Source organism: Gemmobacter aquaticus, from assembly GCF_007859075.1.
GTDB lineage: Bacteria > Pseudomonadota > Alphaproteobacteria > Rhodobacterales > Rhodobacteraceae > Gemmobacter > Gemmobacter aquaticus.
Genome location: NZ_VOAK01000011.1, coordinates 328,721 through 342,049 on the forward strand (window position 1 = coordinate 328,721; position 13,329 = coordinate 342,049).

The following is a 13,329-nucleotide window of genomic DNA, read 5'->3' on the forward strand; positions in this document are numbered from 1 at the left end:
TTCAGGTCCCGCGCGGTTTGGCGCGCGTCGTCGGATCGGCTTCGCGCGGGTCGTCTGGCCAGGGGTGGCGCGGGTAGCGCCCGCGCATGTCACGCCGCACATCGGCATAGCTGTTGGTCCAGAACCCCGGCAGGTCTGCCGTCACCTGCACCGGCTTGCCGCCGGGCGAGAGCAGCGTGATGCGCAGCGGCAGCCGCTTTGGCCCCACGGTCGGGTGGTTTGTCACGCCAAACAGTTCTTGCAGGCGCACCTCAATCCCCGGTGCCTCACCATCATAGTCAATGGGCACCTTGCGACCCAGGGGTGTCTCGAAATGCGAAGGCGCGAGCCTGTCGATCTCTTGCACCCCGTTCCAGCCAAGCAGGGCGCGGATCGGTTCGACCAGATCAACCGCCCTGAGATCGGCCTCGGTGCGCCGACCACCAAGGAAGGGCAGCAGCGCTTCCGTTTGTAGCAACGCTGTCTCCGAAACATCAGGCAGATCGGCCCCATCGCGGCGACACAGCTCGATCCTCCGCGCCAGCCGCAGTGCCGCGGGCGACCAGGTCAAGCCGATCTGGCGCAGCCCATCCAGCGCGGCCTGCGCCAGTGCTTCGGGTGGTGCGTCGCTCCAGTGCCGATCGTCTAGGACCAGCGCCCCAAAGCGTTCCTGTCGCCGTGCCTGCAAGCGGCCATCGCGCTTTGACCATTCACAAAGGGTGTGCCAGTGAATTGCCGGCCCGAACAGGTCGCGGACTTCGGCCTCGGTGATAGGTGCCGCCTGCCGGATCGTGGCCTCGCGCAGGTCGCCGTCCAGATCGGTCGCGACCAGCAACCGCGCCGAGGAGAGCGGCTGCCCCGCCGCCATCGCCGCCCCCTTGCCGCCCGACAGAATCCAGCGCGGCACCTCGGACTTGCGGCGCAGGCCCACGCGGTCGGGGTAGGCCAGCGCTGCCATTTGCGCGAGGCTGAGGCCCGCGGGCTTTTCCGGCACGGCACGCTGCAGACGCCGCGCCTCTGCCCGGATCCGTTCGACCGTGCCGCGATGAACGGGGTGGCCATCGCGCTCAACGCGGCCCGGATCGCGCACCGCTGCCATCCGCAAAGCAAGATCGGCCGGCGCATCGCGAACCGGATCGCGTTCCGCGAGCAGGGCGGCCAGCGTTGCAGCATCTGCGCCGCCGCCCGCACGCAAGAGCATATGGCCAAGGCGCGGATGCAGGGGCAGGGCGGTGAGCGCGCGCCCGTGGTCGGTGATGCGGCCCTGATCATCCAATGCGTCAAGCTGTGAAAGCAGCGCCCGCGCCTCGGTCAGGACTCCGGGGTGGGGGGGTGTCAGGAATGGCAGATCGTCTGATCCCCAGGCGGCCAGTTCCAGCGCAAGACCCGCCAGGTCTCCGGCCGCGATTTCGGGCGGCGGAAAGGGCAGAAGTCCACCTTCCTCTCCTTTTGACCACAGCCGGTAACAGACCCCTTCGGCCACGCGGCCCGCGCGGCCCCGGCGCTGTTCGGCCTCGGCCTTCGTCACGCGTTCCGTCACCAGCCGCGCCATGCCCGAGGGGGCATCGAACCGCGCCCGCCGCGCGCGACCGCCATCCACCACCACCCGGATATCCGGGATGGTGAGCGAGGTTTCGGCAATCGAGGTTGCCAGAACCACCTTGCGCATCCCCGGTGTCGCGGGGGCCAGCGCTGCGCGCTGTGCGGCAAACTCCATCGCGCCAAACAACGGGCGAATCTCGCAGCCCTTGAGGCCTTTCAGCAGCCCTTCGACGCGCCGGATTTCGCCCTCGCCTGGCAGAAAGACCAGAACGCCACCCTCGGGGCATTCCTCAATGGCGCGGATGACAAGCCCGGCGACAGCCTGATCAAATCGCGCCTTCGCCTCGAGCGGGCGCGGCAACCAGCGGGTTTCAACGGGAAAGGCGCGACCGGCCGAGGTGACAAGTGGCGCATCCCCCATCAGCGCGGCGACAGGTGCGGCATCCAGCGTCGCCGACATGACGACCAGCATCAGATCTTCGCGCAGGGCGGCACGGACCTCCAGCGCAAGGGCGAGGCCAAGATCGGCGTTCAGACTGCGTTCGTGAAATTCATCGAAGAGGATCGCGCCCACGCCTTCAAGCGACGGGTCGGTTTGCAGCATCCGGGTCAGGATACCCTCGGTCACCACTTCGATCACGGTGTCGCGGCTGACTTTCGCCTCGCCCCGGATGCGATAGCCAACGCGGCCGCCCACCGGCTCACCCAGCGTTTCGGCCATGCGTTCGGCTGCGGCGCGCGCGGCCAGCCGGCGGGGTTCCAGCATGATGATGCGCCCATTGACGAGCCCGGCATCCATGATGGCCAGCGGTACGCGGGTCGTCTTGCCCGCGCCGGGTGGCGCCTGCAGCACCGCCAACCCCCGCCCCTTCAGGGCAGAGATCAAGGCGGGCAACGCCTCATCGATGGGCAATGCTGTGGTCATTGGGCCCCCTTTTACGCGGCTCCTCTTTTCCGCAAGCCGGGCCGCGGCGCAAGCGGGAAGCGCGAAGGGGGTATTTTTGCCAAGAGTAAAGCGCGTGGTTGCTTCCTCTTGGCTCAAATACCCAACATCCGCCGGAGGGGCCGGGCGCGTCGTCAGACGGTGTGGAGGTAGAGGTCGAAGTCCACCTCGGACACCGTGCGCGCGACACGGCCGTACTCGGCGGCCTTGATCGCGGTGAAGGTGCGGTGCATATCCTCGCCCAAGGCATCCTTGAGGAAGGCAGAGCCCTTGGCCGCCTCGATGGCCGAGCGCCAGTCGACCGGGATCGGAGGGGCGTCCTGTCCGCCCTCATAGCCGTTGCCGGTGGTTTCAGGACCGGGATTGATCTTCTCGATCAGGCCTTTGCGGAGACCTGCCAGAACCGTTGCAGCAACGAGGTATGGGTTCGCGTCAACCCCGGCAGGGCGATGCTCGATCCGCCGGGCGCGGATGTCACCGGCCGGAATACGCAGCGCGACCGAGCGGTTGTTCACCCCCCAGGTCGGGCTGACCGGGGCGTAGCTTTGCGAGGAGAACCGCCGCCAGCTATTGGCGTGGGGGGCAAAGACCAGCATGGATTCGCCCATGGTCGCGCGCAGCCCGCCAAGCGCGTGCAGGATGGTATCGGACCATTGGCCCTCTTTCTCCTCCATGAATACGTTGTGGCCCTTGTCGTCTTGCAGCGACACGTGGAAATGCATGCCCGAGCCTGCGTAATCCTCGTTCGGCTTGGCCATGAAGCAGGCGGTCACGCCATGGGCGCGGGCCTGGGCGCGGACGATGCGCTTCAGGCGCATCAGGTCATCAGCGGCCTGCATCACGTCTTCGCGGTAATGCAGGGTCAGCTCATACTGGCCGGGGGCGTATTCCGAGATCATCGTCTCGGCGGTGATGCCCGATTTCCCGGCGGCGGCGTAGATATCAGAGAAAAGCGGCAGCATGCCGTGCAGGTGATCAACCGAATAGACCTCGGTCTTGGTCGAGGGGCGGCCATCCAGCACGTCGCGGGCGGGCACCATCTTGCCGCGCGCATCGCGTTCGTTCGACAGCAGGAAGAATTCAAGCTCGAAGGCCCCAGCCGGATGCAGGCCCATTTCGGCCAGCGCCTCGACCTGCCGTTGCAGGGCATGGCGCGGGTCCGAGGTCATCTTGTGACCATCAAGGTCATACATTGACATGAAGACCTCGCCCCGCGGCGGCGTGGTATTGTGCAGCGGCTTGAGACTGCCAGGGATGGGCCATGCGCGCAGGTCACCGTCGCCCTGATCCCAGATCAGCCCGGTCTCGTGCACGTCCTCACCGCAGATATCGAGGCCGAGGATCGAGATCGGCAGGTGGCGCCCGTTCTTGTAGAACGACAGCAGTTCATGCCGGCGGATGATCTTGCCACGACCAATGCCGTTGGCGTCGTGCAGCACGATGTCAAAGGCCTCGATCTCGGGATGGGCGGCCAGAAAGGCCTCGGCCTCGGCCAGGGTCGAACCGGAAGGGGAATGCGTGTCGGTCATGTTTCAGAACAGTTCGGTAAGGATTTCGTCAAAGGCGGCGATCAGGCGGTCGATCTGCTTTTTGCGCGTTGCGGGGCTGACGAGCATCATGTTGTGGAAGGGCGCGATCAGGCAGCCGCGGTTTAGAAGCGCGGTGTGAAGGACCGCCTCGACCGCATGCTGATGCGCGGCGGCGGCTTCGGTGCCGTTCTTCAGCGGGCCGGGGGCGCAGATGAATTCAACCCGCGCGCCCACACGCACTACATGCCAGGGGGCGCCGTGTTTCTCGATCACCTTCTGCAGGCCCCGGGCCAGCCGCTCGGCACCCTTTTCCATATGGGCATAGGCCTTGGGGGTCATCACTTCGGACAGGTTTGCCGTCAGGCAGGCAAACTGCATGGGGTTTGCCGAAAGCGTGGTCCCCATACCGGAATGGCCAGCGGCGCGCGTGGCGTCATAGGCAGCAAAGCGCTCGGCCACGGCCGGACGCAAACCCCAGAGGGCCGTGGGCATGCCACCCGCCACGCATTTGCCGACGACGAAGATATCGGGGTTCAGGCCATGAACGCGGGTATATCCGCCGTAACCGGAGGAAATGGTGTGGGTTTCGTCGATGATCAGCAGGGCGCCATATTGGCTGGCAAGCGCGCGCAGCCCGTCATGGAAGCCCGGATCTGGCAAGACCATGCAGGAATTGGTCATCACAGGCTCGGTCAGGATCGCGGCGATCTCGCCGGTCTTGAGCGCGGCCTCGACGCCCTTCAGATCGTTGAACTCGACGGCCGTCGCGCTCTGCGTCAGGTCGAAGGCCTGTCCGACCAGACCCCGGCGCGCCTGCGTCTTGCCGTCCTGCAACTCGACCATCGTGTCGTCCAGCGTGCCGTGGTAGCAGCCGTTGAACACCAGCACCTTGCGCCGTCCGGTGACCGCGCGGGCGACCTTGAGCGCGCAGCGGTTGGCGTCGGTCGCGGTGGTTGCGATCTGCCATTGGAAGTCGCCGAAGATCTCGGTCATCAGGGCCGCCGCCTGCAGCGCAGCCTCGGTCGGTAGCATGTAGGTCAGGCCGTTCCGGGCCTGTTGGCGAATGGCACGGGCGACCGGCTCGGGCGAATGGCCGAACATCGAGCCGGTATCGCCGAGGCAGAAATCGTCGATCTCGAACCCGTCGATATCCGTCAGGTGCGCGCCCTTGGCCTTTGCCACAAGCATCGGGAAGGGCATCGACCAGTCCTTCATCCAATGCATCGGCACACCACCGAGGAAGCGGTCGCTGCCCGCGGCAAGCGCCGCCTGCGTGCGGGGGCGGCCTTTGGCAAAGCGTTTCGCCTCGCGTGTTTTCATGGCATCAAGACGGTCGCGGCGCACGCCGGCAATCAGGGCAGAGTCGAGCATGGGACCTCCGAGGTTTCGGGTCTTATGCGGCTTAATTTGATCAAATTCAAGAGCCATCGCATGTGTCCGGTGCTTGACGATGGACAGGCGTGCCGTTAGGCGGCTTGCGCCGATGCGACGGAGACGCAGATGACCGATGAGACCAGCCAGCCGACCGAACGGCGCAACTTTTACGGCCGTGTGCATGGCAAGACCCTGCGCGCCAGCCAGAAGCAGTATCTGGCCGAGGATCTGGAGCGTCTGACGCTGCCCGGTGTGACGGCGGCCGACAATCCGTCGCGCGCGCCTCTTGATGTGGCGGCGCTGACCGGCGGGCGACCACTATGGCTTGAGGTCGGCTTTGGCGGCGGCGAGCATCTGGTGCATATGGCCGCGCGCTATCCCGAGGTCTTCCTGATTGGATGCGAGCCTTTTGTGAACGGCGTCGCGATGCTCTTGGGCAAGATCCGCGCGGCGGGCGCCGACAATCTGGTGATCCACCCCGGCGACGTGCGCGATCTGTTCGACGTGCTGCCTGCCGCCTGCCTGGACAAGTGCTTTCTGAATTACCCCGATCCATGGCCCAAGGCGCGCCATCATCGCCGCCGTTTCGTGACGCCGGGCTATCTGCAACTGCTGGCGCGCGCGATGAAGCCGGGGGCCGAGTTCCGCGTGGCGACCGACATTCCCGACTACGTGCGCCAGACGCTGGAAGAGGTGCCGCAGGCGGGTTTTGATCTGGTGTCACAGACCGGGCAGGGCGGCGAATGGTCCGACTGGATTTCGACCCGCTACGAGCAAAAGGCGCTGCGCGAGGGCCGCTTCCCGCATTACCTGACCTTCCGGCGACAGGGCTAGTCCGCGCAACGCGCGCAGGCTTAGGCCGGTGTTTGCAGCACGGGGGCAAGGCTCCGGGCATCTTGCCCCGGAGCGCCCATGTCAGAGCCCAAGCTGCGTATCACGAACTGCCACACCCATACCTTTACTGCCGCCGATGTGCCGATGCGCTATCCGCATCTGGCGCTGGTTCCATTCAAGCGCCGGCCCTGGCTGATCCGAGGTCTGTGTCTTGGTGCCCGGATTCTCGGGCAAGAGGGCGCTGCGGCAGCCCTGAGACGCCTCTACCGCTTTCAGCAGGATGCGGCATCCGGGCGGCAGGCCGAGATCTTTGCCCGGCTGGTGGCGCAATACCCCAAAGGCACGCGGTTCGTGGTGCTGCCCATGCAGATGGCGGGCATGGGGCATGGCCGCGTCGCGCGCGATCTGGCTGCGCAGCATGATGAACTGGCGGCGTTGGCGGCGGCCTGGCCCGGCCTTGTGATCCCCTTTGCCACCTGCGATCCCCGCCTGCCCGGTGCGGCGAACGAGGTGCGCCGCTGCATCGAGGATCTGGGGTTTCGCGGCCTGAAGCTTTACCCCCGGATCGGCTATGCGCCTGACCATCCGGTCCTGATGCGCGAGATCTATCCGATGCTGAACGCGCGCGGGCTTGCCGTGGTCAGCCATTGCTCGCGCGGCGGGGTGACGGGTCGGATCTCACGCCAGCAGGCCGATGCCTTTTCGGCCCCCATGGCCTTTGCGCCCGTCCTGCGTGCCTTTCCAGCAATGCAGGTGAACCTTGCCCATTTCGGCGGTCAGTCCGACTGGGAGAGCTATATCGCCGAAGGGATCGACCCTTATCGCCCCGGCGCGACCGAGGGGAACTTCATGGTCAGCCTGCGCGCGATGATCGAAAGCGGAGACTTTCCGAACCTGTGGAGCGATGTGTCCTATACTCTCTTTCAGTCTGACGCCTTTGTACCGTTTCTGCGCATGTTTCTTGATCACCCCCGCGTGCGGTCGCGCACGCTGTTCGGGTCGGACTTCTACATGACGCGGCAGGAGTCGTTGTCTGAACGCGCGGCCTCGGTGCGGTTGCGCGCGGGGCTGGGGGAGGCACTGTTCCGGCAGATCGCCGAGGTCAACCCCGAGGTCTGGCTGGGTGAGCGCCCCTAGCTCACGTGATTTTTCGGCAAAAACGGGGGGCGGTGCTGGACCGGACCTGCCGCTTGCGCTAACGCCATTGCCGAAGATTGAAAGGGAGTGCCTGATGTCCGGCCATGGTGACGCGCAACCGATGACTGCCCGCAAATCGGGCCCACTGAAAGGCACCGCCGCAGTGCCCGGTGACAAGTCGATCAGCCACCGGGCGCTGATCTTCGGTGCGATGGCCGTGGGCGAGACGAAGATCACGGGCCTTCTGGAAGGGCAGGATGTGCTTGATACCGCCAAGGCCATGCGCGCCTTCGGGGCTGAGGTGACGCAGCACGGGCCGGGTGCGTGGTCGGTGCATGGCGTTGGGGTTGGCGGCTTTCGCGAACCTGCCGATGTGATTGATTGTGGTAACTCGGGCACCGGTGTGCGCCTCATCATGGGCACCATGGCCACGACGGCGATGACCGCGACCTTCACAGGTGACGCAAGCTTGCGCAAGCGCCCGATGGGCCGCGTCACCGATCCGCTCGCGCTGTTTGGCGCGCGGGCCTACGGACGCCAGGGTGGACGGTTGCCGATGACGATTGTGGGGGCGGCAAATCCGGTGCCTGTGCGCTATGCCTTGCCGGTCGCCAGTGCCCAGGTGAAGTCCGCCGTGCTGCTTGCTGGCCTCAATGCGCCGGGCGAGACGGTGGTGATCGAGCGCGAACCGACGCGCGACCATTCGGAACGGATGCTTGTCGGCTTCGGTGCGGAACTGAATGTCGAACGCGGCCCCGAAGGCCATGTCATCACTCTGAAGGGGCGGCCGGAATTGCGGCCCCAGACAGTGGCCGTGCCGCGCGACCCAAGCTCCGCCGCCTTTCCGGTCTGTGCGGCGCTGATCGTTGAGGGATCTGACATTCTGGTGCCCGGCGTCAGCCAAAACCTGACGCGCAATGGTCTTTACCTCACGCTGGTCGAGATGGGCGCCGAGATCGAGTTTCTCGACCCCCGCGAAGAGGGCGGTGAGCCGGTCGCGGACCTGCGCGTGCGCTTCTCGGGCAGCATGAAGGGCATCGAGGTGCCGCCGGAACGCGCGCCCAGCATGATCGACGAATATCCGATCCTGTCGGTCGTCGCGGCTTTCGCCGAAGGCCCGACCGTGATGCGCGGCGTCAAGGAGCTGCGCGTCAAGGAATCCGACCGGATCGACGCTATGGCCCGTGGGCTTGAGGCCTGTGGCGTCAGGATCGAAGAGGATGAGGATACGCTGATCGTGCATGGCATGGGGGCAGGCGGGATGCCGGGTGGCGCGACCGCGAAGACCCACCTCGACCACCGCATCGCGATGAGCTTTCTGGTGGCCGGCATGGCGGCGCAAAAGCCGGTCTCGGTTGATGACGCCTCGCCCATCGTTACCTCGTTCCCGATCTTTGAAGCCTTGATGAGTGGGCTTGGGGCAACGCTGGAGCGCGGATGAAAGATCTGTTGCGGCGTGCATTGCGCCGGGGATGGCTGATGCTGAACCGCTCTCCCGCCGACCGTCGGGACGAGCTTCTGGCCTGGTGGGATGCCCGGCGCGGATATCCGCGTCTGCACAACCAGTTCCGCAAGCGTCTGGGGTACGATCTGAACCTCGATGCCCCGAAGACGATGAACGAAAAGGTCCAGTGGCGGAAGATCCACGATCGCCGTCCGCTCTACCGTACGCTTGCCGACAAATATGCCGTGCGGGGGTATGTGGCGAAGCGGCTTGGAAAGGATCGTGCAGACGCTCTGTTCCCGCGCCTTCTTGGGGTGACGATGCGCCCGACCGAGGCATGGCTGCGCCAGTTTGGTACGCCGGTCGTCTTCAAGGCCAACCACGGAACCGGGTGGAACGTGTTTCTGCGTTCGGGCGATACGCCAGATTATCCCGCCATCTTGCGCCAGCTGCGTGGCTGGCTGCGACAGCGCTATGGCTGGCGCAAGCAGGAATGGGCCTATTGGGGTATCACCCCCCGCATCATCGCCGAAGAGCTGCTGCTGACGCCGGACGGACGCGTGGCAGACGACATCAAGCTTTGGATGTTCAAGGGAAAATGCCGCCATCTGCAGCTGGACCATGACCGCTTCGGGTCGCATTCCGAGATTTTCATGACACCAGACTGGCAGCCCATTCCCATGCGGATGCGCGTCAAGGGAGAGCTGACCGAGGCTCCGCGCCCGGCTCAACTGGACCAGATGATCGCCATCGCCGAAGAGCTGTCGCGGGGGTTGGATTTTATTCGCGTCGATTTTCTTTACACGACCGATCGCTTTGCCCTGAATGAGCTGACGGTTTATCGTGGCAGCGGGCTAACCCCATTTCATCCCCGCCGCTATGACCGGCAACTCGGGGCGATGTGGACCCTGCCGCGAAGGGCCGGGCAGAACAAAGCCAATGCGCCCGCCGAGGGCCGGGCCGGAAAAGGGGCGGGGCAGCAATGATCTTTACCGTGGCGATCGATGGACCGGCGGCTGCCGGCAAGGGCACGATCTCGCGCGCTGTGGCAGAACGCTTCGGCTTTGCTCATCTCGATACCGGTGCGCTCTATCGTGCGGTTGGGGTGAAGGGGGGCGATCCGGTCCACGCCGCGCGCAGCCTGACGCCAGCGGACATGATGCGCGAAGATCTGAGAACACTTGAGGCCGGTCAGGCCGCCAGCCGCGTCGCGGTGATCCCCGAGGTGCGAGCTGCGCTGTTGGAGTTTCAGCGGCAATTTGCGCGGCGCGAGGGAGGGGCGGTGTTGGACGGGCGCGATATCGGCACCGTTATCTGCCCTGAGGCAGAGGTGAAGCTCTTTGTGACCGCCAGCGCGGAAGTGCGCGCGCGGAGGCGCTGGCTGGAACTTGGGGGCGATGCAGCACCCAAGTCTCTCGCGGATGTTCTGGTGGAAGTACGCGAGCGCGACGCGCGCGACATGGGACGCGCAGACGCTCCGCTAAGGCCCGCATCCGATGCGGTGACGCTGGACACATCCGAATTGAGCGCGGATGAGGCCGTGGCGGTGGCCTGCGCGGCAGTCAAGGCCGCGCTGGCACGTCAGTCGTGATCAGAACTTCTTGGGGAAGGCCTGGGGGTTGATGCCCAAGGTCTGAAGGTCGGCATTCGTCGGAATGACGCGGCTTTCAACGGCGGCGGCGGCCCGGATGGCGGCGCCGATCACGGCCAGCGAAGTCCACAGGGCTGCGACAAGGTGGAAACCTTGCGAGGCGGCTTGGGTGTGCTGGACATAGCTCATTGGTCTGAACCTTTCTCATCTGCGCCTTGTTGCGCCCTGCAAACATGGGTGTCTGTGGGTTATGCCGCAACGCGGAAAGCTGCATGCCCGCCATGCAGATGGCGCAAGCCGTGCGGGGTCAGCGGCTTGCCTCGAACCTTGGTTGGGCGCAGACTGGTACACTGACGGAGGGGTGCCGATGACGCGTCGTTTCCTTGCTGGCCTCTTGCTTGCGGCGCTGGTGTCAGGCCTTGCGCTGCAACTGGGTGCTGCCCCGCCTGAGCCGGGCATCCTTCGGGTTTCAACGACGCTGCCGCGGACATTGCCCCTGCATATCCGCAGCCCCGACGCGCTGAGCATCCTGGTCGATGTGACTGACGACAAGACCGGAGCCGAGGTCATGCGCGCCTTCGGCAAGGGCGGCGCGATGTTCCGTGTGCTGCTGCCGCCCGGGCAGTTCAGGCTGCGGATCGCCGTCGGGCGCGACTGGCGCGATGAGACCAACCTTTTTGGGCCCGACACCCGGATCACCGAGATCGGGCCGCTCGACTTCGCCATTACGGGCCGTGCAAAACGCAACGGGCATCTGATCACCATCCTTCCCGATGGGGGAGCCACCCTTGCGGTCGTCGAGGCGCCGCTGGCCGTCTGTCAGGGGTGGCAGGCGCAGATCGACCGGGCCGAGCCCGTAGATCGCCCGCTGGATGGCTGGCCCGATCTTCCCACCTCGAGGCGGCTTTACACCTTCTCCTGTGGCTGATCGGGGTCTTGTTTTGCTTGCCCCGCAGGGCCAAAGCCGCTAGAAGCCGCCCATCCCGATAGGACTCGCCCGGTTTTCCGGGCTGTTTTTTCATTGCGGGGCCACCAAAGACCGGCGGAGCCAACCGCATGGCCAGAAAACCATGAAAAGGAACTGACTGCATATGTGCGCTAAAGCATCCATGGAAGAATTCGAAGCCCTCCTGAAGGAAAGCTTCGAGATTGACACCCCCGAAGAGGGTACTGTTGTCAAAGGCCGCGTCATCGCCATCGAGGCGGGCCAGGCCATCATCGACGTCGGCTACAAGATGGAAGGCCGCGTCGACCTGAAAGAATTCGCAAATCCCGGCGAAGCGCCCTCGATCAACGTCGGCGACGAAGTCGAGGTCTATCTGGACCGCGTCGAAAACGCCCGTGGCGAAGCCGTCATCAGCCGTGACAAGGCCCGCCGCGAAGAAGCGTGGGACCGTCTGGAAAAAGCATACGCCAACGAAACCCGCGTCGACGGTGCGATCTTCGGCCGCGTCAAGGGTGGCTTCACTGTCGATCTGGGCGGCGCCGTCGCCTTCCTGCCGGGTTCGCAAGTGGACGTCCGTCCGGTGCGCGACGCAGGCCCGCTGATGGGCATCAAGCAGCCCTTCCAGATCCTGAAGATGGACCGTCGTCGCGGCAACATCGTCGTGTCGCGCCGTGCGATCCTGGAAGAATCGCGTGCTGAACAGCGCGCCGAAGTCATCTCGAACCTGTCCGAAGGGCAGACCGTGGATGGCGTGGTCAAGAACATCACCGAATACGGTGCCTTCGTTGACCTGGGCGGCGTTGACGGCCTGCTGCACGTCACCGACATGGCCTGGCGCCGCGTCAACCACCCGTCGGAAATCCTGTCGATCGGCGAGACCGTCAAGGTTCAGGTCATCAAGATCAACAAGGAAACCCACCGCATCAGCCTCGGCATGAAGCAGCTGCAGTCGGATCCGTGGGATGCCGTCGAGCGCGCCTATCCGATCAGCTCGGTCCACAAGGGCCGCGTGACCAACATCACCGACTACGGCGCCTTCGTGGAGCTCGAAGCCGGCGTCGAAGGTCTGGTTCACGTTTCGGAAATGTCCTGGACCAAGAAGAACGTGCACCCCGGCAAGATCGTCTCGACCTCGCAAGAGGTGGACGTCATGGTTCTGGAAATCGACAGCGCCAAGCGCCGCGTGTCGCTGGGCCTGAAGCAGACCCAACGCAATCCGTGGGAAGTCTTTGCCGAATCGCACCCGGTTGGCACCGCGATCGAGGGCGAGGTCAAGAACATCACCGAATTCGGTCTGTTCATCGGTCTTGAGAACGACATCGACGGCATGGTTCACCTTTCGGACCTGTCGTGGGACCAGCGTGGCGAGGAAGCCATCCAGAACTACCGCAAAGGCGACGTGGTCAAGGCCGCTGTCACCGAGGTGGACATCGAGAAAGAGCGCATCTCGCTCTCGATCAAGGCTCTGGGCGACGACACCTTCTCGGATGCCGTTGACGGCGTGAAGCGTGGCTCGGTCATCACCTGCACCGTGACCGCGATCGAAGATGGCGGCATCGAGGTCGAATACAACGGCATGAAGTCCTTCATCCGTCGTTCGGACCTGGCCCGCGACCGTGCCGACCAGCGCCCCGAGCGCTTCCAGGTTGGTGACAAGGTCGATGCCCGCGTGACCAATGTCGACGCCAAGACCCGCCGTCTGGGCCTGTCGATCAAGGCCAAGGAAATCGCCGAAGAGAAGGAAGCCGTCGAGCAGTATGGCTCGTCCGATTCGGGCGCGTCACTGGGCGACATCCTCGGTGCGGCGCTGAAAGGCTCTGACCGCGGCTGATCCGCAAGGCTGGAATAACGAAGCAGGCCCCGCCAAACGGCGGGGCCTGTGCCATTTGCGGCGGGATTCTGCCATGCTGCAGTGCCAAGTTCCCGCGATTGCACGGCTTTTCCTTTTGTGCCCCGGCAATTCTTGCTTATAGTCCTAGAACAACAAGAGCGCGGGCCGAAGCCACCAGC

11 protein-coding genes are annotated in these 13,329 nt (G+C 65.0%); 7 read left to right on the top strand and 4 right to left on the bottom strand.

Going from position 1 to position 13,329, the window contains the following annotated elements; translation table 11 throughout:
* Position 1: 1 nt before the first annotated feature.
* The 3 genes from hrpB to FQU74_RS03600 form a co-directional block, all read right to left on the bottom strand.
* Positions 2-2,446, bottom strand: coding sequence for an ATP-dependent helicase HrpB (gene hrpB, locus FQU74_RS03590; protein ID WP_146285059.1), 2,445 nt, complete (start codon positions 2,444-2,446; stop codon positions 2-4).
* A 152-nt stretch (positions 2,447-2,598) separates the two neighbouring features.
* The gene (locus tag FQU74_RS03595) at positions 2,599-3,993 is read right to left on the bottom strand and encodes a glutamine synthetase family protein (protein WP_146285060.1); all 1,395 of its coding nucleotides are present in this window, start codon (positions 3,991-3,993) and stop codon (positions 2,599-2,601) included.
* A 3-nt stretch (positions 3,994-3,996) separates the two neighbouring features.
* Positions 3,997-5,364 carry an aspartate aminotransferase family protein gene (locus tag FQU74_RS03600; protein ID WP_146285061.1) on the bottom strand — a complete coding sequence of 456 codons (1,368 nt, stop codon included), beginning with the start codon at positions 5,362-5,364 and terminating at the stop codon, positions 3,997-3,999.
* A 129-nt stretch (positions 5,365-5,493) separates the two neighbouring features.
* Here FQU74_RS03600 and trmB point away from each other — a divergent pair, with 129 nt between their 5' ends.
* The 5 genes from trmB to FQU74_RS03625 all read left to right on the top strand — a co-directional run bounded on the left by trmB (position 5,494) and on the right by FQU74_RS03625 (position 10,373).
* On the top strand, positions 5,494-6,201 hold the full coding sequence (trmB, locus tag FQU74_RS03605) for a tRNA (guanine(46)-N(7))-methyltransferase TrmB (RefSeq protein WP_146285062.1): 708 nt from the start codon (positions 5,494-5,496) through the stop codon (positions 6,199-6,201).
* 78 nt (positions 6,202-6,279) lie between these two features.
* On the top strand, positions 6,280-7,338 hold the full coding sequence (locus FQU74_RS03610; RefSeq protein WP_146285063.1) for an amidohydrolase family protein: 1,059 nt from the start codon (positions 6,280-6,282) through the stop codon (positions 7,336-7,338).
* Positions 7,339-7,432: 94 nt separating this feature from the next.
* The gene (gene aroA / locus FQU74_RS03615; protein ID WP_146285064.1) at positions 7,433-8,779 is read left to right on the top strand and encodes a 3-phosphoshikimate 1-carboxyvinyltransferase; all 1,347 of its coding nucleotides are present in this window, start codon (positions 7,433-7,435) and stop codon (positions 8,777-8,779) included.
* A complete protein-coding gene (locus FQU74_RS03620; protein ID WP_146285065.1) occupies positions 8,776-9,768 on the top strand; it encodes an ATP-grasp fold amidoligase family protein in 993 nt (330 codons plus the stop codon). Before aroA ends, FQU74_RS03620 begins: the two co-directional genes overlap by 4 nt.
* Complete coding sequence (locus FQU74_RS03625; protein WP_146285066.1) at positions 9,765-10,373, top strand: (d)CMP kinase; 609 nt, start codon at positions 9,765-9,767, stop codon at positions 10,371-10,373. Before FQU74_RS03620 ends, FQU74_RS03625 begins: the two co-directional genes overlap by 4 nt.
* On the opposite strand, the gene FQU74_RS03630 is transcribed toward FQU74_RS03625, so the two are convergent.
* Entirely contained in the window at positions 10,374-10,562 is a 189-nt protein-coding gene (locus FQU74_RS03630) for a hypothetical protein (RefSeq protein WP_146285067.1), read from the bottom strand.
* A gap of 178 nt (positions 10,563-10,740) precedes the next feature.
* Here FQU74_RS03630 and FQU74_RS03635 point away from each other — a divergent pair, with 178 nt between their 5' ends.
* The gene (locus tag FQU74_RS03635; protein ID WP_146285068.1) at positions 10,741-11,301 is read left to right on the top strand and encodes a hypothetical protein; all 561 of its coding nucleotides are present in this window, start codon (positions 10,741-10,743) and stop codon (positions 11,299-11,301) included.
* A 163-nt stretch (positions 11,302-11,464) separates the two neighbouring features.
* On the top strand, positions 11,465-13,150 hold the full coding sequence (gene rpsA / locus FQU74_RS03640) for a 30S ribosomal protein S1 (RefSeq protein ID WP_146285069.1): 1,686 nt from the start codon (positions 11,465-11,467) through the stop codon (positions 13,148-13,150).
* The last annotated feature ends 179 nt before the right edge of the window (positions 13,151-13,329 follow it).